Source organism: Sulfitobacter noctilucicola (genome assembly GCF_000622385.1).
Taxonomy (GTDB): domain Bacteria; phylum Pseudomonadota; class Alphaproteobacteria; order Rhodobacterales; family Rhodobacteraceae; genus Sulfitobacter; species Sulfitobacter noctilucicola.
On record NZ_JASD01000008.1, the window covers coordinates 775,697 to 802,084 of the forward strand.

General features: G+C 56.3%; 28 protein-coding genes. 18 read left to right on the forward strand and 10 right to left on the reverse strand.

Annotated features, from left to right (window positions below; genetic code table 11):
* Positions 1 to 40 precede the first annotated feature (40 nt).
* Positions 41 to 745 carry an endonuclease/exonuclease/phosphatase family protein gene (locus tag Z946_RS0107580; protein WP_037969108.1) on the forward strand — a complete coding sequence of 235 codons (705 nt, stop codon included), beginning with the start codon at positions 41 to 43 and terminating at the stop codon, positions 743 to 745.
* Here the strand turns inward: Z946_RS0107580 and Z946_RS0107585 are convergent.
* A complete protein-coding gene (locus Z946_RS0107585; protein WP_025055125.1) occupies positions 735 to 1,574 on the reverse strand; it encodes a universal stress protein in 840 nt (279 codons plus the stop codon). The genes Z946_RS0107580 and Z946_RS0107585 overlap by 11 nt on opposite strands.
* Before the next feature lie 194 nt (positions 1,575 to 1,768).
* Positions 1,769 to 2,443: a helix-turn-helix domain-containing protein gene (locus Z946_RS0107590; RefSeq protein WP_025055126.1), complete on the reverse strand. Its 675-nt coding sequence runs from the start codon at positions 2,441 to 2,443 to the stop codon at positions 1,769 to 1,771.
* Between the two features lie 125 nt (positions 2,444 to 2,568).
* Here Z946_RS0107590 and Z946_RS0107595 point away from each other — a divergent pair, with 125 nt between their 5' ends.
* Complete coding sequence (locus tag Z946_RS0107595; RefSeq protein ID WP_025055127.1) at positions 2,569 to 3,345, forward strand: response regulator; 777 nt, start codon at positions 2,569 to 2,571, stop codon at positions 3,343 to 3,345.
* On the opposite strand, the gene Z946_RS0107600 is transcribed toward Z946_RS0107595, so the two are convergent.
* A complete protein-coding gene (locus tag Z946_RS0107600) occupies positions 3,312 to 4,862 on the reverse strand; it encodes a PAS domain S-box protein (protein WP_025055128.1) in 1,551 nt (516 codons plus the stop codon). The genes Z946_RS0107595 and Z946_RS0107600 overlap by 34 nt on opposite strands.
* 165 nt (positions 4,863 to 5,027) lie before the next feature.
* On the opposite strand from Z946_RS0107600, the gene Z946_RS0107605 reads away from it, so the two are divergent.
* Entirely contained in the window at positions 5,028 to 5,474 is a 447-nt protein-coding gene (locus Z946_RS0107605; RefSeq protein WP_025055129.1) for a universal stress protein, read from the forward strand.
* 57 nt (positions 5,475 to 5,531) lie between these two features.
* Here Z946_RS0107605 and Z946_RS0107610 read toward each other — a convergent pair whose 3' ends face one another.
* Both Z946_RS0107610 and Z946_RS0107615 read right to left on the reverse strand, forming a co-directional pair.
* A complete protein-coding gene (locus Z946_RS0107610) occupies positions 5,532 to 6,653 on the reverse strand; it encodes a site-2 protease family protein (RefSeq protein WP_025055130.1) in 1,122 nt (373 codons plus the stop codon).
* A 67-nt stretch (positions 6,654 to 6,720) separates the two neighbouring features.
* Complete coding sequence (locus tag Z946_RS0107615) at positions 6,721 to 7,437, reverse strand: VIT1/CCC1 transporter family protein (RefSeq protein ID WP_025055131.1); 717 nt, start codon at positions 7,435 to 7,437, stop codon at positions 6,721 to 6,723.
* A gap of 81 nt (positions 7,438 to 7,518) precedes the next feature.
* On the opposite strand from Z946_RS0107615, the gene Z946_RS21050 reads away from it, so the two are divergent.
* Entirely contained in the window at positions 7,519 to 8,556 is a 1,038-nt protein-coding gene (locus tag Z946_RS21050; RefSeq protein ID WP_025055132.1) for a sodium:calcium antiporter, read from the forward strand.
* Here Z946_RS21050 and Z946_RS0107625 read toward each other — a convergent pair.
* Positions 8,541 to 11,204, reverse strand: a complete 2,664-nt coding sequence (locus tag Z946_RS0107625) for a cation-translocating P-type ATPase (protein WP_081780798.1) — start codon at positions 11,202 to 11,204, stop codon at positions 8,541 to 8,543. The genes Z946_RS21050 and Z946_RS0107625 overlap by 16 nt on opposite strands.
* A 38-nt stretch (positions 11,205 to 11,242) precedes the next feature.
* Here Z946_RS0107625 and Z946_RS20550 point away from each other — a divergent pair, with 38 nt between their 5' ends.
* From Z946_RS20550 to Z946_RS0107650, 5 genes are all read left to right on the forward strand, one after another.
* Entirely contained in the window at positions 11,243 to 11,587 is a 345-nt protein-coding gene (locus Z946_RS20550) for a phasin family protein (protein WP_025055134.1), read from the forward strand.
* Positions 11,588 to 11,600: 13 nt separating this feature from the next.
* Positions 11,601 to 11,906 (forward strand): hypothetical protein, encoded by a 306-nt coding sequence (locus Z946_RS0107635; RefSeq protein ID WP_025055135.1) that lies wholly within the window; start codon positions 11,601 to 11,603, stop codon positions 11,904 to 11,906.
* A complete protein-coding gene (locus tag Z946_RS0107640; protein WP_025055136.1) occupies positions 11,903 to 12,115 on the forward strand; it encodes a YgaP family membrane protein in 213 nt (70 codons plus the stop codon). The genes Z946_RS0107635 and Z946_RS0107640 overlap by 4 nt, the downstream gene beginning before the upstream one ends.
* Before the next feature lie 31 nt (positions 12,116 to 12,146).
* The gene (locus tag Z946_RS0107645; RefSeq protein WP_025055137.1) at positions 12,147 to 12,572 is read left to right on the forward strand and encodes an ion channel; all 426 of its coding nucleotides are present in this window, start codon (positions 12,147 to 12,149) and stop codon (positions 12,570 to 12,572) included.
* Positions 12,573 to 12,638: 66 nt separating this feature from the next.
* On the forward strand, positions 12,639 to 12,962 hold the full coding sequence (locus tag Z946_RS0107650; RefSeq protein ID WP_025055138.1) for a TraR/DksA family transcriptional regulator: 324 nt from the start codon (positions 12,639 to 12,641) through the stop codon (positions 12,960 to 12,962).
* A gap of 7 nt (positions 12,963 to 12,969) precedes the next feature.
* Here the strand turns inward: Z946_RS0107650 and Z946_RS21055 are convergent, their stop codons facing one another.
* Positions 12,970 to 13,383 carry a c-type cytochrome gene (locus Z946_RS21055; protein ID WP_025055139.1) on the reverse strand — a complete coding sequence of 138 codons (414 nt, stop codon included), beginning with the start codon at positions 13,381 to 13,383 and terminating at the stop codon, positions 12,970 to 12,972.
* Between the two features lie 225 nt (positions 13,384 to 13,608).
* Here Z946_RS21055 and Z946_RS0107660 point away from each other — a divergent pair, with 225 nt between their 5' ends.
* From Z946_RS0107660 to Z946_RS0107675, 4 genes are read left to right on the forward strand one after another with little or no spacing between them, the layout of a single operon-like run.
* Positions 13,609 to 14,727: an ABC transporter permease gene (locus tag Z946_RS0107660; RefSeq protein ID WP_025055140.1), complete on the forward strand. Its 1,119-nt coding sequence runs from the start codon at positions 13,609 to 13,611 to the stop codon at positions 14,725 to 14,727.
* Positions 14,727 to 15,518, forward strand: coding sequence for an ABC transporter ATP-binding protein (locus Z946_RS0107665; protein ID WP_375782149.1), 792 nt, complete (start codon positions 14,727 to 14,729; stop codon positions 15,516 to 15,518). Before Z946_RS0107660 ends, Z946_RS0107665 begins: the two co-directional genes overlap by 1 nt.
* Positions 15,518 to 17,224 (forward strand): MlaD family protein, encoded by a 1,707-nt coding sequence (locus Z946_RS0107670; protein WP_025055142.1) that lies wholly within the window; start codon positions 15,518 to 15,520, stop codon positions 17,222 to 17,224. Before Z946_RS0107665 ends, Z946_RS0107670 begins: the two co-directional genes overlap by 1 nt.
* A 4-nt stretch (positions 17,225 to 17,228) precedes the next feature.
* Positions 17,229 to 17,840, forward strand: coding sequence for an ABC-type transport auxiliary lipoprotein family protein (locus Z946_RS0107675; protein WP_025055143.1), 612 nt, complete (start codon positions 17,229 to 17,231; stop codon positions 17,838 to 17,840).
* 10 nt (positions 17,841 to 17,850) lie between these two features.
* Here Z946_RS0107675 and Z946_RS0107680 read toward each other — a convergent pair whose 3' ends face one another.
* Both Z946_RS0107680 and Z946_RS0107685 read right to left on the reverse strand, forming a co-directional pair.
* The gene (locus Z946_RS0107680) at positions 17,851 to 19,197 is read right to left on the reverse strand and encodes an aminotransferase class III-fold pyridoxal phosphate-dependent enzyme (RefSeq protein WP_025055144.1); all 1,347 of its coding nucleotides are present in this window, start codon (positions 19,195 to 19,197) and stop codon (positions 17,851 to 17,853) included.
* Entirely contained in the window at positions 19,194 to 20,003 is an 810-nt protein-coding gene (locus Z946_RS0107685; RefSeq protein WP_025055145.1) for an IclR family transcriptional regulator, read from the reverse strand. The genes Z946_RS0107680 and Z946_RS0107685 overlap by 4 nt, the downstream gene beginning before the upstream one ends.
* 113 nt (positions 20,004 to 20,116) lie before the next feature.
* Here Z946_RS0107685 and Z946_RS0107690 point away from each other — a divergent pair, with 113 nt between their 5' ends.
* The 5 genes from Z946_RS0107690 (at position 20,117) to Z946_RS0107710 (ending at position 25,930) form a co-directional block, all read left to right on the forward strand.
* A complete protein-coding gene (locus Z946_RS0107690) occupies positions 20,117 to 21,061 on the forward strand; it encodes a tripartite tricarboxylate transporter substrate-binding protein (RefSeq protein ID WP_025055146.1) in 945 nt (314 codons plus the stop codon).
* A 78-nt stretch (positions 21,062 to 21,139) separates the two neighbouring features.
* On the forward strand, positions 21,140 to 21,679 hold the full coding sequence (locus Z946_RS0107695) for a tripartite tricarboxylate transporter TctB family protein (RefSeq protein ID WP_025055147.1): 540 nt from the start codon (positions 21,140 to 21,142) through the stop codon (positions 21,677 to 21,679).
* A 13-nt stretch (positions 21,680 to 21,692) separates the two neighbouring features.
* Positions 21,693 to 23,210 carry a tripartite tricarboxylate transporter permease gene (locus Z946_RS0107700; RefSeq protein ID WP_025055148.1) on the forward strand — a complete coding sequence of 506 codons (1,518 nt, stop codon included), beginning with the start codon at positions 21,693 to 21,695 and terminating at the stop codon, positions 23,208 to 23,210.
* 6 nt (positions 23,211 to 23,216) lie between these two features.
* A complete protein-coding gene (locus tag Z946_RS0107705; RefSeq protein WP_025055149.1) occupies positions 23,217 to 24,701 on the forward strand; it encodes an aldehyde dehydrogenase in 1,485 nt (494 codons plus the stop codon).
* Positions 24,698 to 25,930, forward strand: a complete 1,233-nt coding sequence (locus Z946_RS0107710; protein WP_025055150.1) for a Tm-1-like ATP-binding domain-containing protein — start codon at positions 24,698 to 24,700, stop codon at positions 25,928 to 25,930. Before Z946_RS0107705 ends, Z946_RS0107710 begins: the two co-directional genes overlap by 4 nt.
* On the opposite strand, the gene hpaR is transcribed toward Z946_RS0107710, so the two are convergent.
* On the reverse strand, positions 25,927 to 26,364 hold the full coding sequence (gene hpaR, locus Z946_RS0107715) for a homoprotocatechuate degradation operon regulator HpaR (RefSeq protein ID WP_025055151.1): 438 nt from the start codon (positions 26,362 to 26,364) through the stop codon (positions 25,927 to 25,929). The two genes, Z946_RS0107710 and hpaR, sit on opposite strands and share 4 nt — an antisense overlap.
* Positions 26,365 to 26,388 lie beyond the last annotated feature (24 nt).

A 26,388-nucleotide genomic window follows, 5' to 3' on the forward strand; every position in this document is an offset into this window, starting at 1 on the left:
CCGGCGTGAAATTTTTGCACAAAGTACCTATATAAAGAACATGAACGACAAACTCATACGTATCGCCAGCTATAACATGCGCAAAGCGCGCGGCCTAGATCAGCGGCGGCGACCGGAACGGACGATTGAGGTGATCAACCGGTTGTCCGCTGATGTCGTCGTCCTGCAGGAAGCTGACAAAAGGCTTGGCCAGCGCCCGACTGCCCTTCCACGGTCGATGATCGAGACCGAGACTGATTTCAATCTGGTCGATGTGGCGCAGAACGATGTCAGCATAGGCTGGCATGGAAATGCCGTTCTTGTGCGGAAAGGATTAGGCGCACGGGACGTACAAGGAATTGATCTTCCGGGGCTTGAGCCACGCGGCGCGGTGCGTCTTGTTTTGGACATCGGGACTGGTTTGACGGTCGTCGCGACCCACCTCGGCCTCAGACGCCGCGACCGGTACGCGCAACTCGCAGTGTTGAACATGGCAACAGCAGACGACGCCGCTTGCGTTATTGCAGGTGATTTCAACGAATGGTCGGCGACCAAAGGTTTTGAGCCTTTGGCGGACAGGTTTGAAACCCATAGTCCGGGGCGATCTTTTCATGCCCGCAGACCGATTGCGGGATTGGACCGCTTTTCCCTGTCACAAGGTTTAACTCTACATGACGCTGGCGTAGATCAAAGCGCCCTGGCAAGTGTGGCATCGGACCATCTGCCAATATGGTCCGACATAGAATTGTCCGCTTCTACTTACTGAACAGAACCGGAATTTTCTGGTCGCGCAACAGCGCATAACTGGTCGCACCGATAACGAAGTCATAGGCGCGTGAATGTCCGAATGCGCCCGTCACGATCAGGTCTGCACCCTTCTCGAACGCGGTTGTATTCAGTACTTCAGCGATGCTGTCACCCATCGGGTCCTTATGCTCAAGCGTGGGCTTTAGCCCGTGTCTTGCGAACATCTCAGTCAGATCAATTGCATCAGAATCCTTGAAGGCATCCTGCGGACGATCACCGACACGAAGTACCGTCAGTTCAGCGCCTGCATCTGCCAGACCCAGCATATCATGGGCTGCTCGCGCCGCTTCGCGCGTGTCGCTCCACCCCAGCAATATGTTCTTGCCGATTTCAGGCCCGTCGTAGTCCAGTGGAACCACGATCACCGGACGCCCGCCTTCACGGATAACCCGCACCTGCGCATGGCGTTGGTCGTACCGGTCACTGTCTTTGTCCTCATGCGCCATAATTACAAGATCGGCGGCGCGGGCGCTTTCGACCATTCGGTCAGCGGCAGATTGCGCTTCAGCTTTGATAAGCCGGAATTCACTGACGAAGTCTTCGCTCTTTGTATGTTTTACGAATATCTCCTTGATCGCGTCAGCTTCCTCTTTCTGGCTTTCGTTGAAGGTAGCGAAGGCAGTATCTGGAATGTGCATAGCGATGCCGGGGTAAACGACCAACGCTTCAATCGTGTGAAGCCCGATCAGATGCGCCCCATGTTTGCGCGCCAGAGGAGCCGCCACTTTCAGCAGCGTCTCGGTGTGTTCCGGTGTGGTCAAACAAACAAGGATTGTCTTGGGGCCCATGGTTTCAGTCCTTTTCGATTTCAAAATTGACAGGGCACAAAGCAGCGCCGCAGGATGAATTGAATCTTTTGCACAGTCCGCAGACCGGTGCGTTCTGCATTTCTAAAAAGGCTAGCGAAATGCGGGAGGGTACGATTGATCGGGGTCAATCTGGCATGGTGCAACACGTTACACCGCGCTCCGGCTGTGCTGGTTTATTTGTCGTCGCCCGCTGATAGCCCCATCAGTGCTGTCGGACGCTGGATGATGATCGTATGGATATTCTCGATCGCGATGATCTTGCTTTTGCGCAGCAAGGTGAACGTCCGGCTTACAGTTTCCGTCGTCAAACCGAGAAAGTCCGCGATGTCCGAACGGCTCATCGGCAGGTGGATTTGTCTGTAAGCGCCGAGATCTTCGCCAACGCGTTCTGAAAGTACACAAAGAAACGATGCGAGCTTTTCCGTAGCTGACTTCCGCCCAAGCATCATAAAGTGGTCCTGCATCGCGCTGATCTCGCGCAGCGCGGCTTGCAGCAAGGCGGAATGCAAGGCGGGATCACCCTCGCCTGTCTCCAGAACACTGCGGCGGAAGGGTTGCAGGCGCACATCTGTCAGCGCTTCGCAATCCGTATGGTGAAGGCCGTTCGCAGGAAATCCGATGATATCGCCGGGGTAACCGAAAGCGATAACCTGACGACGACCGTCGGGCAGCAAACGGGTAAGGCGCATTGCGCCGCTGGTCACCTGATACAACCATTCGACATCATCGCCCTCGAAATAGAGGTAAGAGCCGGATTTAAGACGCGTTTCGACAGGCTTGGGCTGTGCGGAAGCAAGGGGTACGAAACTACCGTTAACTTTTTGGTCGCTTGGAATAGTAACATACATCAGGTGAGCCTCCTTTATGAGCTAAGGACACCTTGGACAGCCTGTGTAATCTGAATTACTGTGAAGAAGCTGCTTTTTGTATCGTTTTGTATCAGGCAAGCCGGGCCAGCGGAAAGACCTCTATAATGACAGATCAAACGGTCCTCATCGTTGACGATGATCCGAAAGTCAGATCGCTCTTGCGCAACGTCCTTGAAGATGAGGGCTTTGCTGTGGAGGAAGCTGCGACGGCTTCGGATGCTTTGCACATTGTTGAGAGCACCGGACTGACATTAATCACTCTGGATATCCATCTGGGCGCGGACAACGGGATCGAACTGGCACGCCAGATCCGGCAAAACAGCCAGGTGCCGATTATTATGGTCACGGGCAAGGATGATGTGATCGACCGCGTGGTGGGACTTGAGGTCGGCGCAGACGATTACATCACCAAACCGTTCCATGTGCGTGAAGTCATTGCACGTGTCAGAAGCGTGTTGCGACGTTCTGTCGGCAATACCGCATCCGGCGAGGCATCATCGGCTTCAACCCCTGACGACCAGCCTGCAACCGAGGCGCATTACCGGTTCGATGGAATGACCGCATTCCCGACCCGTCTGGAATTGCTGGATCGAGATGGTGTCGATTGCGGCCTGACCAGCGGCGACTTTAAATTGCTGGGCGTGTTTCTGGAGCGGCCAAAGCGCGTATTATCGCGCGATCAGCTGATGGACCTGACCGGAGGGCTCGAATGGAGCCCGCTGGATCGAACTATTGATAATCAGGTCGCGCGTTTGCGTAAAAAGATCGAACGCGATCCTTCCAACCCGAAACTGATAAAGACCGTGCGTGGCGTTGGATATACCTTCGCGTGTGATGTGAAGTTGGTTCAGGGGTCGGATGTGTCCGTCAAAAGCGCCTGAAGACGCGCCGCCAGCTCCGATTGACGGTACGGTTTGTGAAGAATATCGAAATGCCGCTCTTGCGCGATGGTGCTGGCCAAGACGTCATTCGCATAGCCGGATGTAAGCAATACCTTGAGCGTTGGAAACTCCGCTTCGATCCTGCCCGCAAGGTCATAGCCGTTAAGTTCTCCGGGCATTACCAAATCCGAGAAAACCAGATCAACGTGTGCGCCTTCTGATAACATTTCGTATGCCTGATCGCCGCTTTCGGCCTCAAGCGTCGCGAATCCCAAATCACGGATGCGCTCAATCGACAGCTTGCGCACCATCGGATTGTCTTCGACGATCATAACCGTTTTTCCGTTACCGAAAGTTGGGGCGGTTACGCTTTCTTTGTTTGCCGCAGGATCAGCAAGCGTCTTGCCTTGCTCGACTGCAGGGAAATACAAACCAAAACTCGTGCCAAGACCCAACTCACTGTAAAGCGTCACATGGCCGCCCGACTGGCGCACAAACCCGTACACCATAGCCAGTCCAAGTCCTGTACCGCCACTGTCCTGCTTGGTGCTAAAGAACGGCTCGAACGCGCGGCGCTGCGCCTCAAGACTCATCCCTGCGCCGTTGTCGCTTACCGAAATCCGAACGTAATCGCCCGGAGCGATGTCTGTTTCCTGCGCCATGTAGTTGTCATCAATTGTCACATTGGCAATCGACACCAACAACTCTCCGCCAGACTGCATGGCGTCACGTGCATTGAACGCGAGGTTCATCAACGCCGATTGAAGCTGCACCGGATCGATCATCACCAAATCCGCTTCAACAGCAAAATCGGTCTTGATCCTGTAGGTCGCGCCGAAAGTACGGTTAAGCAGTGTAAGCGTCTCGGAACAAAGGGTACGCAAATCGGACAGGACAGGCTTGAGGTTACTGCGCCGCGCGAAAACCATCAGTCGTGTGGTCAGATCCGCACCCAACTCTGCAGACTCCAGCGCATCCCTAATCAACGGCAACTGGCGATCGTCGGCACCACGCATCTCAAGCAGTTCCAGATTGCCTGTGATTACCGTCAGCAGGTTGTTGAAATCATGCGCAATCCCACCTGTCATCTGCCCGATCGCATCAAGCCGCTGTGAGCGGGCCAGCGCATCCTCAGTCGCCTTGCGATCCGTAAGATCATGGAGAATGCCGATGAAGAACCGCTGCTGGTCAATCTGCGCATGCCCCACAGAAAGGTGCAGCGGAAACACGGAACCGTCCTTGCGCTGTCCCTCTACATCGCGCCCCAGACCGATGATCCGCTTCTCACCGGTCTCGATGTGGTGCGAGATAAACCCGTCATGCAAAACAGCGAGCGCTGCGGGCATCAGCATACTGACGTTATGACCCACCATATCGGTCACGTCGAATTTGAACATCTGCGCGGCTGCAGCATTTGCACGCAGGATGATGCCTGCCTGATCAGAAATGATCATCGCATCCACCGCCGCTTCCATGATGGCGTAAAGTATTGCGCTGTCTTGTGCGGTGTTCGCCATAGGAGGAGCCTCTTTCTGATAACCTGCCAAAAGGCGCCTGCGGGGCGCAAGTCACAATTGATTTCCCTCAACAGTGCATTTGCCGGGTGTGGCACGTTTGAACCCACCTTGGCGCGTTGGTTGCCATCGTGCCTTGGCACAGCATCAAACAAAAAGGAGAAAGACATGTTCAGACAGATTGTCGTCGCCCTTGACGGATCAAAGAAGTCGAAAAAGGCAGCGCGTGTCGGATTTGACTTGGCCAAATTCTACGGTGGTGCCGTCACGCTCATCCACGTTCCACACGCCGAAACTGCGGCTTTCGTTGTGGGTGCGGTTTCCGGCTATCACGCCGCAATCACCAAACCGACCTTTGCCGAGATTGAAGAAGCGGGCCAAAAAGTACTTGATGAGGCGCTGAAAATTGCCGCTGATCTGAAGTTCACCGATGTCAGCACGCAAATGCCACATGGCGATGCCGCGACCGAAATTCTGCTGTTGGCGGATCAGATTAATGCAGACCTTATTATTTCGGGCCGGCGCGGATTAAGCGGTATCTCCAGCCTTGTTTTGGGCAGCACAACGCAACGCATCAACCACCTGGCTAAATGCGCCTGCCTGTCAGTGGTCTGAGGCGGGGTGAGCCGTTTTCAAACATTTGGTGAAAACGCCCGTTTCGTGGAACGGGCTTCACGCAGCACCTGCTGCTCTCAGGTGCTGGGTCAGATCGGACAGCGTAATCACCCCTTCAAGTTGATGCCCCGACACCACCAGAAATTTCCGTTGGCCGGTCGCACTGACAATCTGCAACAGGTCCTGCACTCCGGTATCGGGTCCAATCATCACGCCATCTTCCAGGCCAACGAAAACATCCCCGACACGCGTGCTCGCCCAATTCTCACGATCAATGCCCGCGACGATTGACCGGTCGATATGACCCAACAGGACTGACCCTTCGGTAACAGGCACAAAACTGACCCCACGCCCCAACATGATCTGGTTGATAAGATAGTCCAGCGTGATATCGGGTCCGACCGTAACCGGATGCCGCACCATCAGGGAGCCGACGGTTTTGTCGTCGAACGCCACCTGCGCCAGTTGCGACGTATAGCTGGCGCGCGCAGCGATCAGCACGAAGGCCCCGATCATCAACTGCCATAATCCGGCAGCCAAAGCGCCGTGAAACAAAGCCATAAGCCCCAGCGCCATGAGAAAGTACGCAAAGAATGTGCCCGAGCGCGAGGCAGTCTTGGTCGCCTCCAGCATATTACCGGTCCGGTGCCATAGATACGCGCGCAACACGCGGCCACCATCGAGGGGGAAGGCAGGCACCATGTTGAACAGCGCAAGGATAAGGTTGATCAACGCCAGATAGGACAACACCTCGGGTATCGTGGCGACAAGGTTGCCTGCACCCGCCATCAGCGACAGCGCCCAGAACCCGATGGCAAGACATAACGACATGAGCGGTCCTGCTACAGCAATCAACAACTCATCCTTGGCCGCAGTAGGCTCCGCGTCCATTTCAGCCACACCCCCGAACAAAAACAGGGTAATCCCGTTGATCGGCACGCCAAGATGACGCGCAACAACCGAGTGGGCGAGTTCGTGCAGCAAAAGCGAGACAAACAACCCCATCATCGCGATAACTGCCATCGTCAGATAGGTGATCTGAGCCTGACCGGGCAGAGCATCAGGAAAAAAGTCGCGGGACAAGCTCCACGTCACCAGTGCAGCTATGATCAGCCAGCTGGGGTCGACCTTTATGTCGAATTTGTTGAGCGTGAAGAGTTTTATGGCGTGTGTGAACATAAGCAATCAGTCCTTGCCTTCAGTATGCCCATCCGCGAGCCGTTCAAATTGACTTTGCTCAAGGCCATCATCCGGGATGGAACAATCCCCCCACGCCATAAGCCAGCAAAGCCGCAGTGCCACCGATCAGAAGTGTCTCAAGGCCGGAACGCCACCATTTGGCCAAAGACCAACGGCTTTTGCCCGTCCCGATCAGAAAGAACGTCAACAGGGTCGCGAAGATACAGGTGATAAAGGGGTTGGGCAGGCCAAGAACAAAAGGCAAAAGCGGAATAGCCCCGGCAATCAGAAACGCGACAAAGGTGGCGATTGCCGCACGTAACGGGGCGGGTTCATCCCGTGCCAGCCCGTATTCATCGGTCAGCATCAATCCGATCCAGTTCTCTTTGTTTTGCGCGATTTCATAGGTCGCCTGTTCCAGAACCGCACCGGATAAGCCACGCATCTCCAGAATCTGACGCAACTCCTCGCGCTCTCCCTCCGGATTTTCGGTGATATGGCGTTCCTCGATTTCGATGATACGTTTGCGATCATCCAGCTCGGCTTTGGTGCCCGAGTAGTTGCTGGCAGCCATCGAAAAACCATCAGCGATGATGTTCGCGAGACCGAGTGCGACGATTATGGTGTGTGACAGCCCCGCACCTTCGACACCTGCAACAATCGCGAATGTGGTGACCGCACCATCAATCCCGCCATAGATCATATCCTTGATATGGCTGGTTTGCCGATCGCCGGTGAGACGGGTCGCGACTTCTTCTGGGCTATGGCCGTGTTCGTTATCCATCTGCTTACATTGCGCGTCCGCCAATGGGATTGATTGAGCGATATCAAGGCGGCCCCGCGTATTTTTAGATACCGCAAGATAATGCAGCTCCCTGATACGTCCCTTTTCCAGAGTGTTCTTTTCTTTGCGCTCAGCGCCGCAGGTGTCTGGATCGCAGGCGCGCGGCTGGCGTATCTGGTGGACACACTGGCGGACCGTTTCAAACTGGCAAAGTCGTTGATGGGATTGTTGGTTCTTTCACTCGCCACATCACTACCGGAGGTCGCAACGACGCTAACCGCCGCCATTCAACAGGCACGCGATCTTGTGCTCAACAACCTGTTCGGTGGTATCGCGCTCCAGACCGCGATCCTAGCTATGTCGGATTTCTGGGCGCGCAGCCCGATCACTAACTATCCGCGCAAGGCGAACCACGCGCTTGAGGCCACGCTGCTTGTCTTGTTGTTGTCTGTTGCTTTGATTGTCGTCAATCTTGGTGAGACTTTTGTGGTTGGCGGTGTCGGATTGGGCAGCGTGTGTATTGCCATGATCTATGCCGGGGCGATCTGGCTGTTGCGGCGGTACGACGACAGCAGCGATTGGGTCCCTATTGATCTTCCTGATCCCGACCCCCTTTCATTTCCCGCCCCGACTGGTTTGGGGAAAGCATCCAACAAAACACTCATCTGGCAGGCGATTGCGGCCTGCATCGCTATTCTGGGGCTAGGTTTGCTGTTGGTTCAGTTCGCAGACCGCATCGCCACTCAATCCGGGCTTGGGACAGGTTTCATCGGCGTTACCCTTCTGGCCGCAGCCACGTCCCTGCCCGAGCTGAGCACAAGCATCGCCGCCGTGCGCATCGGGGCCTATACGATGGCAATCTCCAATATCTTCGGCAGTAACCTGATCATGCTGGTTCTGGTCTTTCCCGCAGATATCCTGTTTCGCGGCGGCCCGATCCTGCAGGACACCTCGCGCACTGTCAGCCTCGCGCTCGCGTTCGGGTTGGCAGTCACCTCCATCTACCTCGTCGGCCTCATCGTGCGGCGCAAACCAAAGATCGGTGCCTTCGGGCTCGATTCTATCCTCGTGCTGTTGTTGTTCATTGCGAGCTTGGCCGCGTATTATTTCGTTCGTTGAATGCTGAGCCGCACCGCTTTGAGGATTTCGGGCACGATCAAAAGGGGCAGCGTAAAAAGCGCAATTGTGATCCATTGATCCAGTCCCATCGGCACCGTTTTGAGGAGCACCTGCAGGGGCCCCCAATACACCGCAAGGACCTGCGCACCCAATGTGACCGTTAAGGCAAGCAGCAAGAATGGATTACTGAACCAACCGATGCGCCATCCAGTCAGACGCAAGGACCGGAACGCAAAGACACTGATTTTCTCAAAAACAACCATGGCAGTGAATGCTGTCGTACGCGCCAGCTCTACGCCCTGATCCATCAGTGAAAAGAATATCCAAAGGCTCGACAGACCAGTGTAGGTGCCAAGGACGATGATCGTGATGATCCCGCTTCGACCAAGAATCGCGGTGTCTTTGCGCCTTGGCTGTTGTTCCATCTGATCCGGTTCGGATTTCTCTAACCCCAGCGCCACGGCTGTCACACCATCGGTAACAAGGTTCATCCAGAGGATCTGTGTCGCTAGAAACACCAGCGGCCCGCCGATGGCGATGTTGACGACCAGTGCAATCACTTCACCCGCGTTTGACGACAACAAATAACGCACGAATTTCTGCACGTTTGCAAATTGTCGGCGGCCTTCTCCGATGGCCCCCACGATGGTCGCAAAATTATCATCCAGCAGCACCAGATCGGATGCATCGCGTGCAACATCCGTTCCCCTGACACCCATCGAAATGCCGATATCCGCCTGTTTGAGCGCGGGCGCATCATTGACGCCGTCACCTGTCATTGCGACGATCTGGCCCTGCGCTTGCAAAGCCGACACGATGCGCATTTTCTGTTCCGGCTTGGTCCGCGCAAAAAGTACGTCCTCGCGCAATATCTCGCTGAGTGCTGCATCATCCAGCGCGTCCAGATCAGCCCCAGTCAGCTGGCGGGACACGTTCAAGTCTAGCTGTCCCGCAATCGCGCCTGCCGTGATGGGACTATCGCCAGTAATCATGATCACCCTGATCCCGGCCGCGCGGGCCAGACTGATCGCCTGACGTACCTCAGCACGGGGTGGATCGATAATCCCGACCAAACCGACAAAGATCATCGCGTCTTCGCTCAACTGATCATCCGGCGCAGGTTTGCGGGCCAATGCCATGACCCGCAGCCCCTTTTGCGCGAGGTCGCTGTAAGCCTCTACAACAGTTTCCCGCACTGCTGCTGTCAGGGGGCGGGGGCCGCCTTGCGTCATGATTTCTGTACAGGCCTTAAGCACCTGTTCCGGCGCGCCCTTTGTCAGCACATCCACATGGCCGCCGGACTGATAAAGCACTGACATCTTCTTGCGCGCGCTGCTGAAAGGAATTTCCGCTAGTATCGCCCGGTCCAAAGGCAGGTCGCACCAGCCCTTGTACCCCAGTGTAATCAGCGCACCTTCGGTCGGGGCACCGACCATCTTCCAACTGTCACCGTCACGCTCAAGATGCGCGTGACTACAGTGAAGGCCGGTTTCCAAAAGCGCCGCAAGCACCGGATCATCCGATGCGCGAAGCCGGATGCCATCCGCTTCGATGTGGCCAGCCGGATCGTATCCGGTACCTGTCACGTCATACTGCCTGTCAAACGTCCACACCTTCGTGGCCGTCATCTTGTTTTCCGTCAGTGTGCCGGTCTTGTCTGTACAGATTGTCGATGCAGCGCCCAATGTTTCAACAGCCTGCAACCGACGCGCAAGCGCTTGTCTTCGCACCATTGCAGTGGCCCCAAGCGCCAGCGTGATCGTCACAACGGCGGGGAGGCCCTCTGGCACCATTGCGACTGCCAGTGACAGACCCGTCATCACCATCTCAGTCAGGTCGCGACCCAGCAACAGACCAAGGCACACAACACCCGCAGCAACCAGCAAAGCGGCGATACCCAACTGGCGGGCCAATTGGCCCAGCTTCAGTTGCAGGTTGGTTGTCTTGACGCCTACGGAGCCCGTTAAGTTGGCGATTTTGCCAAATTCAGTTGCCCCGCCTGTCGCCATCACGCGGGCCTCGGCGCGGCCAGCCGTCACAGACGTTCCGGCGTAAACCGAAGGCGCTTGATCATCATTTTTGGAAACAGGAACGGATTCACCTGTCAGCACGCTTTCATCGACCGCTAGTTCGGTCGCGTGGATCACCATGGCATCCGCTGCGATTTTCGCACCCGGTACCAACACCAGAATATCACCCGGCACCACCTCACGCGCCGGGATCACCTGTTCCTGCCCGTCGCGCAAGACCATTGCCTGAGGTGACAGCAAATCACGCAATGCGCCCAGCGCCGTCTCTGCTTTCCATTCCTGCACAAAGCCAAGACCCGCGTTCAGAAACACGACCAGCGCGATTGTGACCGCATCCATCCGTTCGCCCAAGGCAAGGGCAACGGCGGCAGCCACGATGAGGATCAACACGAGAAAACTGGTGAACTGGCGAAGCAGTACCCGCCACGGACCGGCCTGCGCCATTGCGGGTAATTCATTCCAGCCGTGTGCCTCTCTGGCTGCCAGAACCTCACGCTTTGTCAGACCGGTTTCCACTGCCACATCAGCACCTCTCATCACGAACCTTGCATGGGTGATCGTCCGTTTTTCGTGCCGTGTATTGAGCAATGTCAAAAGCGGCGACGTTAATCGGGTCATAGTCTATCAACACAACGTCACTTATCGGAGGAACCGAAATGGCAGACAAAGAGCAAGTGAAAGACACGTCCTCAACGGCGACCCAACCGCCTGGCGCACCAGAAACGTCATCACCCGCTGGCTTTGGCAATATATTGGGTATGAGCACCGCATGGATGGAGGCGATGAACGATCTGAGCGCAGAGCTGGCAAGCTTTGTGGCGGAACGGATCAAGCAGGATGTAAAAACGCAGCACGAGATGCTCCACTGCAAAGATATCGCAGCGTTTCAACATATTCAGGCGCAGTTCATTCAAAAAGCACTGGACCAGTATCATGCCGAAACCGGCAAACTGGTCGAGATTGGCAACAAGGCGTTTACCCTGAAAAGTAGTGAAGGTTGAGGGGGTCTGAGAGATGCAAAAACAGACCGTATTCTATGATGCCTTTCCGAAACGGCCGATACAGCAATTATCCGCATCAGAGTTGATCGATAGGATTATCAATGCGCGAGGCAAGCCGGATGAGACGCTTCTTACGGCGCTGGAGGAAAGGATCGCTTCATCTCAGAGCTTCCGATCTGAGGTCTTTGATGCCTGCGCCACCCGCATGGCCGAACTGATTGGGCAAATCGCACAGGGCAAAGCTCCCCATGCGGATCACCGCGCAGTCGCTTGCGTGCCTCAAGACATTCTCATTCTGGATCAAAGGGCAAGACCATGACCGTCAACCTTGGCAAACTCGACCGTTTGGTCAGAGCGTTTCTCGGCTTGCTTCTTGTTTTCCTACCCCTTCTGAACATGCCACAAATCTGGTCTAACGCCGGATATGTCTATGCCAGTATGGCCGTTGGATTGGTCCTGACGCTGACCGCGCTTTTTCAGTTCTGCCCGCTCTACCGCTTGGTAGGATTTTCTACCTGCAAGCTATGACGATAACCAGCGACGCATAGAAAGCCTGTAGATGCTATTTGCCATATTCGTAGGCTCCATCATGATGATCGGGTCGCTGGCCATCTCCATTGCGCTGTTCGGTGTTGCCGAACGGCTTTTGCATGTATTCGAGGAAAGTGGAGCCTTCGGGTACGCCCGTTTTCCCGCTCTTTTCGATCTGTCTGTCGCCGGTCTTTGGATACTTACGGTTTTGACCAGTACGGTATGGGGCTGGGCAGTTCTTTACATTCAGCTTGGCCTTTTCGACGCTTTGGAGCCTGCGCTCTATTTCTCAATCGCGTCCTTCACAACAGTGGGCTACGGCGATGTTGTGCTAGAGCCAGGATGGCGTTTGCTCGCCGGAATGACGGCAACACACGGGTTGCTCACCTTCGGGATATTCACGGCGTTTCTAGTCGAGGTTTTCAATTTCCCGACCCGCAAACGCCGCCGTTGATCCCTGTCAATTTCGGGCCTTATCGCACCGTTAGACTAAACGTCATAATCGCAAGGAGGAACGACCATGACAGACCTTAATCACTACAAAAAACTGATCACTGACCGGCTTACCGAACTTGATGAACGTATGCATGTCGTGGATCACGAACTGAGCGAACCTGTCTCACCGGATATGAATGATCAGGCGATTGATATCGAGGATGATCAGGTGTTGGAGGGTCTGGGGAACGCCGCACAGCAAGAACGGGTGCTGCTGGGGCAGGCACTGGCGCGCATCGAAGACGGGACCTATGGCGAATGCCAGAAGTGCGGCAACCCAATCTCAGATGCTCGGCTGAATGCGGTACCCTATGCACCATTGTGCAAGGAATGCGTACAGGCCCGCTAGCGCCATATCACTCCTGAATAGAGGCGAGATAATCCAACAGGTCTTCGAAATCCGCTTCCAGAACCTCACCATCGGCACCGCCCTGCGGGTAAACGTGGGGCAGTCCAACTTTTGCAAACTGCGGCATCGCGGCTTCGGGGTCGTCTGTCTCAAGCAGGCCCAGAATGAACCGGCGCACAAATTCGCGCGGGAACACGCCGTCATTTCTGGCCGACAGACCAACCAGGTCAGGTGCCGGAGTTCCCAGCCCGAGCGAAGCAGACCCCGCCCCTTCGCCGGATACACCGTGGCACTGGGAGCATTCCTTGGCATAAATAAGCTGCCCGTGTTTCACGGCAGACCGCTTTTGTGCATATTCCGGTGAACAGGCCGTGAGGCCAAGAAGGCCGACGGCGGCCAAAGCAACTGAAAATCTGGGCATAGTTCGAAGGATCTCCGGCAAAAGAATTAAGCTGACAACAGCGGCCAACCTTCACCTCCAATAGGCTTAACAGATTGATCTTAGTCAAGGCCGGTGCCATAGCGGCGCATAGTTTTGAGCAGATAATTAGATGGGTACTTGGTCCTCGGATGGTACAGGTGTGAGGGGCAGGAAAGTGTTTATCACACAGCTGAACACCGCCGGTAAACATGATAGAATCGTGCGATGAAAACAGATGCAGTGCCACAAAGACGCGTTCATACGAAGGTATCGGATAGCACTCTGCATCTGACGGGCGCTTTGCTGATAGACACCGTATCCGTCGTGGATTTTCCGGTGTCTGCTGAGTTTACCGTTATAGATATTGGCGAGTTGTCGCACATGGACACCGCCGGTGCATGGTTTCTTCTGGACTGCCAGCGGCGTGCGGCGGTTGACGATGCGCTGCCAGAAATCACCGGCGCCAGTCCCGCGCAGGCGCAGCTTATAGATACCGTATCACAAAACATGCCACCCGAGGATGCATCGGTCGGCAAAACAATGAGCATCAACGACCATCTGGAAGCCTTCGGTCAGAAGATCGTGCGAGGCCTGCGTATGGTGGTCGAGCTGGTTTCGTTTCTGGGTCAGGTCATCGCGACGCTGGGTGGCATCCTGCGCCACCCGACACGCCTGCGGCTCACATCGGTTGTTCATCACTGTCAGGAAATCGGGCTAAGCGCAGTTCCGATTGTGGCGCTTATGGCATTTCTGATCGGGGTGGTTCTGGCCTTTCAAGGGTCGGCACAATTGCGTCAGTTCGGGGCCGAGGTTTTTGTGGTCGACCTTATCGCCATTTCGATCCTGCGCGAACTGGGCATCTTGCTAACTTCGATCATCGTTGCGGGGCGTTCGGGATCGGCGTTTACGGCGGCAATCGGGTCTATGAAAATGCGCGAAGAAATCGACGCTATGCGGACGCTCGGCCTTGATCCGGTGACGATCCTGGTGGTGCCGCGCGTACTAGCGCTGATGCTGATGCTACCCGCATTGGGATTTATTGCGGATATGTCCGGTCTGATCGGCGGGGCGTTAATGTCGTGGATAGAGCTCGGTGTCTCACCTGCGGTATTTCAGACAAGGCTCGTCAGCAACACGGACGTCTGGCATTTCGGGGTCGGCATGATCAAGGCACCGTTCTTTGCCCTGATTATCGGGATCATCGGCTGCTACAAAGGGATGCAAGTCGGCGGCAATGCGGAATCGCTGGGCCGGATGACATCGGCGTCTGTGGTGCTTTCCATTTTTATGGTCATTGTGATGGACGCGCTGTTTTCAATCTTTTTCGCGATTGTGGGGATATGATGGAGGAGGTGTCTGATCCGATCATCCGCGTACGCGGCCTTGTCACGCGGTTCGGGACACATACCGTGCATGACGGGCTTGATCTGGATGTGCGACGCGGCGAAATCATCGGCGTGGTCGGTGGATCAGGCACGGGCAAATCTGTTTTACTGCGTGCAATTGTGGGGCTGCTGGAACCCAACGCCGGACAGATCGAGGTGTTCGGGGAGAGTGTACGCGCAACGTCGGATGCCCAATACCGCGCGCTGCGCCGTCGCTGGGGCGTTATGTTTCAGGACGGCGCGCTCTTTTCTTCGCTCACCGTTCGGCAAAACGTCGAAGCCCCGATGCGTGAGCAACTTGCGTTGGACGACGAACTGCGTGAGACGCTCGCAGGGATAAAGGTCCGCATGGTCGGCCTCCCGGAAAACGCGATGGAGAAATATCCCTCCGAGCTGTCTGGCGGCATGCGCAAACGTGCCGGATTTGCCCGCGCTATCGCGATGGATCCCGAAATTGTCTTTCTGGACGAACCGACCGCAGGGCTTGATCCGATTGGTGCCGCTGCCTTCGACACCCTGATCAAACAATTGCAGGCCGCACTTGGCCTGACGGTCTTTCTGGTTACTCATGATCTGGACAGTCTGCATGCGATCTGTGACAGGATCGCGGTATTGGCCGACCGCAAAGTGCTTGCTGTCGGAACCATGGAGGAGATGCTGCAGGTGGATCACCCTTGGGTGCATGAGTACTTTCACGGGCCACGCGCACGCGCCGCTTTGTCGTCTGCGCAAAAAGAGGGGGCCGCGTAGTGGAAACGCGTGCAAACTATATCCTGATCGGCGTCTTCGCACTGCTAAGCATTCTGGGCACGCTGGCCTTTTTCATCTGGCTCGCAAGCGTGCAGATCAACAAACAGTACCAGACTTACGGCATTCTGTTTGAAGATGTGTCCGGCCTTGATCCGTCTGGTGATGTTTTGTTCAACGGGATATCCGTGGGCAAGGTCATTGGCCTGCGCATCGCACCGCAAGATCCCTCCAAGGTATTTACGACCATCGAGGTCGAAACAGAGGTGCCGGTAAGATCCGATACGACCGCACAACTCCAATCCCAAGGCGTTACAGGTGTGGCCTATATTTCGCTGTCCGGCGGCACACCCGAAGCACCCCCGCTGGTTGCCGATGCCGAAGGTTGGCGGATCATCCCGTCCCGCCGGTCGACCATTCAGACCCTCGTGCAGGATGCACCCGACCTGCTGGCCGAAGCGACCGTTTTGCTGGAGCAGTTTCAAGCGCTGACCGGCCCCGAAAATCAGGCCCACGTGACCCGCATCCTAAGCAATCTTGATGCTTCGTCAGGGAATTTGGATCAGGCGCTGAATGATTTCTCCGATATCACCGGCACAGTGCGCGAAGCGACGGCCCAGATCACGCTTTTCACCGAACGCCTCGATAGTATCGGTGCCGCCGTGGTCACAACGCTTGAACAGTCCGATGGTACCCTCTCCGCGGCCACCACAACATTTGAGACCGCGAACACGGCACTGAATGACGCGCTTGGGGTGATCCAGAGCGTCGGAGGGACCTTTGACCAGGCGAAACTGATCCTTGAGGAACAAGTGCCCGAAATCCTCGCGCAGGTCTCGCAGATCGGCACCCAGACAACAGCCGCAATTGCAGATCTGCAGGACCGTTCCGGCACCACGCTGGACGGATTCGCGGATACCGCGGAGCTGCTCAATTCGCGACTGACCGAACTTGAGACGACATTGAGGGAAGCCAACACCGCCTTCGTCGCTGTGACCGAGGCCTCCGACAGTTTTGACGCGCTTGTAGATGGCGATGGCACGCTTCTGGTGGCAGAAGCCCGCGTTGTGTTGGGTGACACCAAAGAGGCGCTCGCGACGGTGCAGGATGTGATGCTGCAAGATGTACCCGCCATTATGACGGATATACGCGCTGGTGTTACCACCGCACGACAGGCCGTGGACAATGTAGCAACCAGCCTGACCACCCATCTTGATCCGATGGCGCAGGACGCGCAGGAGGCAATCAGCTCCGCAAATGCGCTTTTCGTCAAAGCGCAAAGCAGTCTGGGAACGTTGGACAGGACCCTCGAAGTAGCTGAGGGTGCCTTGGGCTCTGCACAGACGACATTTGATGGAGCGTCCGATGTCCTGAACACCGATCTTGCCCCGATGATGACAGACATCCGCGCGGCATCAGAGCAGATTGCCTTGGCGATCACAGATGTCAGCAAGGACATGCCCGCGATAACTAGTGACCTGCGCGCGCTTATTGCCCGCAGCGATGCCGTTGTCCGTAGTGTTCAGGCCACCGTTTCACAAAGTGCGCCGGGCATCAGCGGGTTTGCAGGTAAAGGATTGCCTGAACTGACCAGCCTTGCCAGCGAGGCGCGGTCGCTTGTGAGAACCTTGGGCGATCTTGTGCGGCGTATAGAACGCGACCCCGCGCGGTTCATTCTTGATGGCCGCGTTCCGGAATACAGGAGATGAAAAAATGTTCACACTAACACGTCGCAGCGCATTACTGGGTGCCGCCGCCTCTCTCAGCGGATGTAGCGCAATCAGTACGCTGAATGCTGCGACCGAGGCGTTGGATACCTACGATCTGCGACCTGTGGCCGGCTCAACATCCGGTCCGCGCCGCGCCCGCACCTTGCTGGTCGCCCGCCCTCAGGCTCCTGCGACGCTTTCAACCGACAGGATTCTTGTCCGCTCCGATGCCGCTTCTATCAGCTATCTACCTGATGCACGCTGGACCGATGAATTGCCTGAGGTCATTCAATCGTTGCTGATCCTCAGTATCAGCGCCACAGGCCGCGTAAGCTATGTGGGCCGCACCGATGCGGGGCCGGTTCCGGATAAGGCGTTGCTTGTGCGCATTGACGCATTCGACGTGAGCGTCGCTGCCGATGGTCGCTTCATGGCGCAGGTCGATATGGATCTTACCGTTGTAAATGATCAGGACCAGCGCATTATCGCATCCCGCCGTTTCTTGCAGACAGCGCAGGCGTCAAACGACACACCCGCCGAAATCGTCGCAGCGTTCCAGCGGGTGATAGAAGACGTCCTGCCAACCATGTCGGACTGGACATTGCGTCAGGTCTGAACTGCAACCGTTAAGCGGCAGCCAAACCTGCATCGACCGCAGACAACAGAATATTCGCGTCATTCTCTGTCAAAACAAGCGGCGGAGACAGGATAAGGTTCGGGCCTGAAATGCGTATCATTGCACCGTTCTGATAGGCAGCTTCCTGCACGCGTGATCCGGCATCACCGTCGATCGGCTTCTTGGTCGCACGGTCCGAAACCATCTCGATCGCGGTCATCAATCCGTGTCCGCCCCGCACATCGCCGACAATGTCGTGCTTCTCCATCAGCTTCAGGCATCCCTCATAGATCTGGGTACCACGCGCCGCGGCGTTGGTTATCACGTTCAAGCGCTTCGTCTCTGCAAGGCAAGCCAGCGCCGCCGCCGCGCCAACGGGGTGACCGGAGTAAGTATAGCCATGCGCGATCTTGGCAGCCGGATTGTTTTCAAACACCTCAACCATCCTTTCACCCAGCATCACGGCACCGAAAGGGAAGAACCCGTTCGTAATCGCCTTAGCCGTTGCCATCATGTCAGGCTGGATTCCCCAAAGCCGCGCGCCGGACCAAGCGCCGGTACGACCATAGGCGGTGATGACCTCATCCGTGATAAGCAGAATGCCATGCCGGTTGCAGATTTCCTGAACCATCGGCGCGAAGGATTCATGCGGGGGGATAACGCCACCAGCCCCCAGAATCGGTTCCATAATCATCGCGGCAATCGTGTTTGGCCCCTGAAAGGCGATTTCATCTTCCAATGCCGCCACACAAAGCTGTGCAAGCTTGGCCGGATCCGTCTCGTTGAACGGATTGCGATAGGTGTAGGGCGCGGGAATGTGATAGCAGCCGGGCAGCAACGGCTCGTACGCATTGCGGAAATTTGCGTTCCCGTTAACCGAAGCACAGCCGATGTGTGTGCCGTGATACCCTTTCTTGAGGCTGAGGAACTTGGTCCTTCCCGCTTCTCCGCGCAGCTTGTGATACTGGCGCGCCAGACGCAGGGACGTCTCGACCGAATCTGATCCACCGGAGGTAAAGAACGCACGGCTCATCCCGTCAGGTGCGAAGAATTCACTTAGCTCATACGAGAGTTCAATCGCCGCATCATTGGATGTGCCGCGGAAAGTGGAATAATAGGGCAGTTTTTCAAGCTGCGCCGTTATCGCCTCTTTTACAGGGGTGCAGGAATAACCAAGATTGACATTCCACAATCCCCCGACCCCGTCCACCACACGGTGCCCGTCGATGTCGGTGATAGAAACACCGTCCGAGCCTGTTATGATCTTTGGCGGTTGCGCGATGCTGTCCTGTGGCGACGTCATCGGGTGCCACATCAGGCGGGCATTGTTTTCCTTCAGGAAGTTCGAATCTTTCATGATGTGCTTTCCAATTCGTGCAGGCGTGAGACAGATTTTGCCCATGCGGCTTCGATGTGGGCAGGAACAGTCCCGCCCCAGTTATGGGTGAGCGCGCGCGCGGCCACTATCAATTCGGCTTTGATGACGCGCTCAAGTTCAGCGGAGAAACGGGACGCTACACTGGCCACGGCGACGGTCCCGGCAAGCGCACCGGTATGGTCGAAAATCGGAGCGGCGATGCCCTGAATCTCGTCCTCATAGCTGCGGTTCGCCTGCGCAAATCCGGTTTCGCGCACAGTGTCGAGCGAAGCTTCGATATCCGATTTCGACGTGAGCGTGGACGCGGTGAAACTCTCCATCCGCTTCAAAGCCGCCTCAAGCAGATCGTCACCGCCAAACGCGAGGGCGCATAATCCTGATGCCGTCGCATGAAGCGGGAAAGTGTTGATGTCCAGAACGGCACGTGTCGCGTGGCGAGGTGATTCACAATCGCATAACCCGTAGACAGTCGTGCCCGATAAAACCGCTACATGCGATGTCTCACCAGTCGCATCAGCCAAAACAGACAAAACCGATTTCGCCGACTCTTTGCGTGGCACCGTGGCTTCGCGCACTTGCGCCAAATGCATCACCGCCGGTCCTAACCGGTAATGTTTGGTGGCAGGATTCTGTTCAATAAATCCAGCTTCTTCAAGGGCCTGCAGGTGGCGGTAGGTTGTGGCTTTATCCCGCTTTGCGATGCGACACAGCTGTGACAACCCGATCTCCGGCCGCTGGACAGAAAAGTGGGAAAGCAACGCAAGGGCCTTGGAAGCTGAGGACATTCAGACAGTCTCATTCGTTCTACTGATAAAAAAGTTTGACACATGGTATTTAACAAGGCAACCTTTTTTACAAAACAATGGTTCGATATATGAACCGATTAAGGGAGAACGAAATGTCCAGGTTTAAGACATCAGCAGGTGCCCTCGCGCTCGCCATCGCAACAATCGCAGGTCCGGCGCTTGCCGAGTATCCAGAGAAACCGGTCGAGTTTGTCGTGCCGTGGCCTCCGGGTGATCTAGAAGACGTGCTGACCCGCATGATTGCTGAGGATTTCGCCACCGCGTACGACGTGCCAACTGCCGTTGTGAACAAGCCCGGCGGTGGCGGTGGCCCGTTCCCCGGTGCCATCGAAGTCGCCACAGCGCCCGCTGATGGCTACACCGTAGGATCGTTCATCATCGCGATTCCCGTGGTTGGTCCACAGATCGGCATTCCCGAGCTGAACCCTGACCCGTTCATTCCGCTTGGCAACTTTCTGACCTATCCGTTTGTAATCGCCGCAGGTGCCAACGCGCCTTATGACGACATCAACGGTCTGGCAGCCTATGCGAAAGAAAACGACGTGGTGCTTGGCCACTTTGGAGCACCGTTGGTCCCCACTCAGGTTACTTTCGGTTTGGCGAAAGAACTGGGGTTTGCCTATGCATCTGATGCTGCGTTCGACGCGCTCGATTGCAACACGCTGGCTTCTGGCGATGTGGATGTCATCAACACCACACTCCAACTGATCCTGCCCTGCCTCGACAGCGTCAAGGTTCTGGCCTCCATTGGTTCAGAACGCATTCCACTGACACCTGATGCCCCGACGGTAGCCGAGCTGGCGCCCGATCTGAATGTCGCCCTTTGGAACGGCCTGTTTGTGCACAAGGATACGCCGCAGGACGTTCAGGACAAGATCATCGCCGTGGCCCAGAAGACAGTAATGTCCGAGCGCGCCCAAGCGCTTGCAGCGGAAACAGGTGCGTCCGTTTACTGGCAGCCAGCAGCCGAGGTTGCCGACCAGATCAAGACCGACATCGACACACTGAACGGCATCGAAACTATGCTCTCAGAGTGATGCAAAGCCCCCCATGATGCCGGACCACAATTCACGGTCCGGCATCATGGTTTTCGTGAAAACCAAGAAGGCAGCAACATGTCGCGGGTCAAAACGCTTCAGTCACTCTTCAAGCGGTACCGCCGTCCGGGCGATATCGTTTTTGCGTGGGTGGCTTTGATCCTATCAGCCTTCTTTTTGTCGCAGCTTTTCGATCAGACCGCGTGGCGCAAGGGGGCAAAACTCTTTGCGCAACCAAGGTTCTGGCCCGGCGTTGCCCTTTCCGGCATGGTTGTCTTTGCCGCGTTTCATCTGCTGGGATCCGCATTGTCAGAACGCATCTATGGGCGTTGGCGTGAGGTCTGGCTATGGATCGCTTCATTTGAATATGCAGCCTGGTTTATCGGATATGCTATGGCGGTGCCCTATACCGGCTATCTGCCGACTACGGTTTTGTTTGCAGTCATACTGACCCTGCGTGCCGGTTACCGTCGCATTCCCACCCTGATTGCGGCGGCAGTGTCAGCCGTTGTGATCGTCGTGCTGTTCAAGACGCTGCTGAAAGTGAACCTGCCTTCAGGACAGATTTACGAGGCGCTGCCGGATGGCTTGCGTCAGATCATGCTGACCTATTTCTGATCGGATACTGGAGATGGAGAACCTACTCGCCGGACTTGAGATGCTCGCCCGTTGGGATGTGATGCTAGCCTTGCTTGTCGGCTCTGTCGGCGGGGTCATCATCGGGGCCATTCCCGGCGTTGGCCCAGCGGTAGCAATCGCCATCTTGTTGCCTGCAACCTTCTCGCTTGATCCTATTGTGGGTCTGACAATGCTGTTGGGGATTTACGGATCGTCCATGTACGGTGGTGCGATCCCTGCCGTATTGATCAATACACCCGGAACCGCTGTTAATGCGCTAACGTCGTATGACGGCTATCCGATGACCAAGCGCGGGGAAGCGCACCGTGCACTTTCGCTGGCCTATAGCGCATCTTTCTGGGGCGGCATTTTCGGGATTGGCTGTCTGATCCTTTTGTCACCTGTGCTGGCGTTGGTCGCCCCCATGTTCGGATCGCGGGAAATATTTCTGGCGGCCCTTCTGGGTATTATTCTGGTAATTCTCGCTCATCGCGGCCAGATATTTGCAGCCGGAATGCTGGCAATGCTAGGTATCTTCTTGCAAACCGTTGGCCTTGATGCGGTGACCTACACGCAGCGCTATACTTTCGGCTATTCTTTTTTGTCATCGGGCATCAACCTGATCGTGGTTGTCTTGGGCCTGTTTGCCCTGAGCCAGGCCTTCTTCCTGCTTACCGCACCGGACACATCACCGGATGCCAAACCTGTATCAGGACGCATGGGCGCTGGCATCAAAGAGCTTTTCAAACACAAACGGGTGGCAACTGTGGCGTCGGGCTTTGGTGTCATCCTCGGCATGATCCCCGGAACGGGCGAATTCACGGCCCAGTTCATGAGCTACACCTATGCGCAGAAGACATCGAAAGAGCCGGACAGCTTTGGCAAAGGGTCGCCTGAAGGTTTGATTGCATCGGAGGCCGCGAACAACGCGGTGCCTGCGGCCGCGATGATCCCGCTGCTTGCGCTTGGTATTCCGGGTGAAGCGCTGACCGCGATGATGCTGTCGGTCTTTTATGTCCACAACGTCATTCCCGGCCCCCAACTCTTCCAGAACAACATCGATCTGGTCTACGGCCTCTACTTTGCGCTGATTGCACTGAACGTGATCGTCATGGTGTTCTTGCTGTTCTCGACCAATCTGCTGACCAAAATCATCCGCGTGCCGACCCGCTTCCTAGGTGTAATGATTTTGCTTTTGTCTTTCGTCGGTGTCTATTCACTGCGCAACTCTTTGACCGATTGCATGATTGCCGCCGGTTTCGGAGTGTTCGGCCTGATCCTGAAACGGCTGAACCTGCCTATCGTGCCGATCATCCTTGGCATGGTGTTGGGCGGGATTATGGAGGTGAAGCTTCGATCAGCCTTGCCGCGTCTCAAGACCCCGCTCGACATGATCGACCGCCCGATTGCAGCAATTCTTTTTGCCATGATCCTGCTGGTTCTGGCGTTGCACATTCGCACACTGATGAAGGAATGGCGCGCCTACGTTTCTGAAGAAGACCACGATATGCATGACAGTCAAACGAGGTAACATGAAATGGACCAGACCCAAATCGATGCGCTGCGCGCTGAACCTGTCCGTGCCTTTGGTCATCTGATCGACGGCCAGCATCTTGGCGCGTCGGACGGCGGCACGATGGATGTAATCTCTCCCATCGACGGGACGGTTTTAACCACTGTCGCTGCGGGCACGCAGTCGGACATGGAAGCGGCTATTTCGTCGGCCCGCACTGCGTTTGAGGATGGTCGCTGGTCAGGTCAACCGCCTGCCGCTCGAAAGAAAGTGCTTTTGAAGTGGGCCGATTTGATCGAAGCGCACGCGCTTGAGCTTGCCGTACTGGGCGTGCGCGACAACGGGACAGAGATCGCTATGGCGCTGAAGGCAGAGCCCGGCTCAGCTGCTGGCACGATCCGTTATTATGCCGAAGCACTAGACAAGGTTTACGGAGAGATCGCGCCGACAGCAGATGATGTTCTTGGCCTGATCCACAAGGAGCCGGTTGGCGTCGTGGGCGCAATCATCCCGTGGAACTTCCCGCTGATGATCGGCGCTTGGAAACTTGGACCTGCCTTGGCGATGGGCAATTCGGTCGTGGTCAAACCGTCCGAGACTGCATCGCTTTCTCTGATGCGCATGTGCGAACTTGCATTGGAGGCAGGCCTCCCCCCCGGGGTTCTGAATGCCGTCACCGGTGAAGGGGCCGTAGTCGGGCAGGCGATGGGTCTGTCCATGGACGTGGACGTGCTTGTCTTTACCGGATCAGGTGCCACAGGGCGGCGGCTGATGGAGTATGCCGCACGGTCAAACATGAAGCGGGTCTATCTGGAGTTGGGCGGCAAATCCCCCAACATCATTTTTGCAGACGCCCCAAATCTTGATGAGGCCGCCAAGGTCGCAGCGGCAGGTATCTTTCGCAACGCCGGACAGGTCTGTGTTGCAGGATCGCGCCTGCTGGTTGAGAGATCGATCCATGACGAGTTTGTAAGCGCCGTCGCGAAAGCGACCGATGCCATGCGCGTGGGTGATCCCTTGCGTGTGGATACCCAGATCGGCGCGGTAAATTCGCAAACGCAGTTGGATGCTAATCTGGGTTTTGTAGAGACGGCCACAAACGAAGGTGGGCAGATCATCACTGGCGGCAACCGCATTTTGCAGGAAACGGGCGGCTATTACATGGCGCCGACGATCGTCACGGGAGTGCGCCCTGATGCGACGCTTGCGCAGAAAGAGGTGTTTGGCCCCATTCTTGGCGTGACCCCTTTCAACTCGGAAGAAGAGGCGATCACGCTCGCAAATTCCACGGTCTACGGCCTAGCCGGTGCGGCGTGGACCTCGAACCTCAGCCGCGCACACCGCATGGTCAGAGGTGTGCGTACCGGTGTTATGCATATCAACACTTATGGTGGCGCGGATGGTACGGTTCCGTTGGGCGGCGTTGGTCAATCCGGCAATGGTTCGGACAAATCACTTCATGCCTTGGAGAAGTACATCAACCTCAAGACAGCGTGGATCAAACTATGAGCGACAAGACGGTTCTGGTGATCGGGACCTATGACACCAAGGATGACGAACTTGGGTTTCTGGCAAGCGTGATCCGCGATCAGGGTGGCAAGGTGGTCACCATGGATGTTTCCGTGCTTGGGGATCCATCAGAACCTACTGACTATTCAAAGCATGATGTTGCGGAAGAGGGCGGCAGCTCCGTTCAGGCCGCGATTGACAGCGGCGACGAAAACCACGCCATGCAGATCATGGCGAAGGGGGCGAGCCTTCTGGCAGCAAGGCTCTATGCGGAGGGCATTTTTGACGGCATGATCGTATTGGGCGGTACGATGGGTACCGATCTGGCCCTCGACGTGGCATCAGCCCTGCCGCTGGGCGTGCCCAAGTACATCGTCTCGACCGTGTCCTTTTCACCGCTGATCCCGGCGGAACGGCTGGCGGCGGACACGCAGATGATCCTCTGGGCTGGTGGCCTTTATGGGTTGAACTCCGTCTGCAGGGCATCTCTCTCACAAGCCGCCGGTGCCGTATTGGGGGCCGCCCGCGCCGTTCAGAAACCCGACCCAGACAAGCCATTGATTGGCATGATGTCACTTGGCACCTCTGCGCTTAAATATGTGATCCCGCTAAAACCTGCGCTGGAAGAACGCGGGTTCGAGGTAGCGGTGTTCCACGCCACAGGTATGGGAGGCCGCGCGTTTGAGAGCCTCGCAGGGCAAGGTGCTTTTGCCTGTGTTTTCGACTTTTGCACGCAGGAACTGGGTAACCATATACACGGCTCGAATATCTCTGCCGGTGCGGGTCGTTTGACCAACGCAGGCTTGACAGGCACGCCGCAGATCGTCGCGCCGGGATGTTACGATCTGGTAGACATCGTAGGTTGGCAGCCCTTGCCCGAAAAATGGAGCGGTCACATCAGTCACGCGCACAACCGGCTTCTGACCTCAATCGTCCTCAATACCGAAGAGCGCAAAGCTGTGGCCGCTGCCCATTGCGAACAACTGGCCAAAGCCAAAGGGCCGGTTGCCGTCATTCTGCCTCAGGACGGCTTGGGAGAATGGGACCGTGAAGGCGCGGACCTGCACGATAGGGAAGGGCTGGAGGCATTTCTGTCGGAGCTTGAAACTAAGCTGCCGCCGAACGTTACCGCCCACCGTATCGGATGCCATATCAACGACGCGGCCTTTGCCGATAAGGCACTCGAAATTTTCGATGCCTGGTTTGCGGATGGAACTGTAAGCGGCTAATCCTTGCCACCGGGATCAAGAAGCGCGAGCAAATCCAGCAGCGTTTCATAATTCTGCTCCCCGAGGGTCGTCTTGAAGCCTGTCACAATCAATGCAGCCTCTTGGGCGCGGTCGTCGATCATCTTCTGACCCAACGCCGTGATTTCAATGAACTGGCGTCGCCGGTCTTTGTCGCCGCGGGTCTGGGTCACCATGCCCTTGTCGCGCAAGGTAGCAGCAATGCGGGTAAGGCTGGGGAACAGCAAACTTGAGCGGTCCGCGAGCGTCTTGGTGTCCATACGACCAAACTCCGCCAGCACCCGCAGAACACGCCACTGCTGCTCTGTGATGCCGGTTTCGGCCAGCATATCGCGGATCGGGGCCATTACGCCCTCGCGGGCACGGATCAGCGCGATTGGCAGGGAACGGTTGGTCGACGGGAGTTGCTTTGTCATTCGGGCCTCAGGCTATATCGTTTG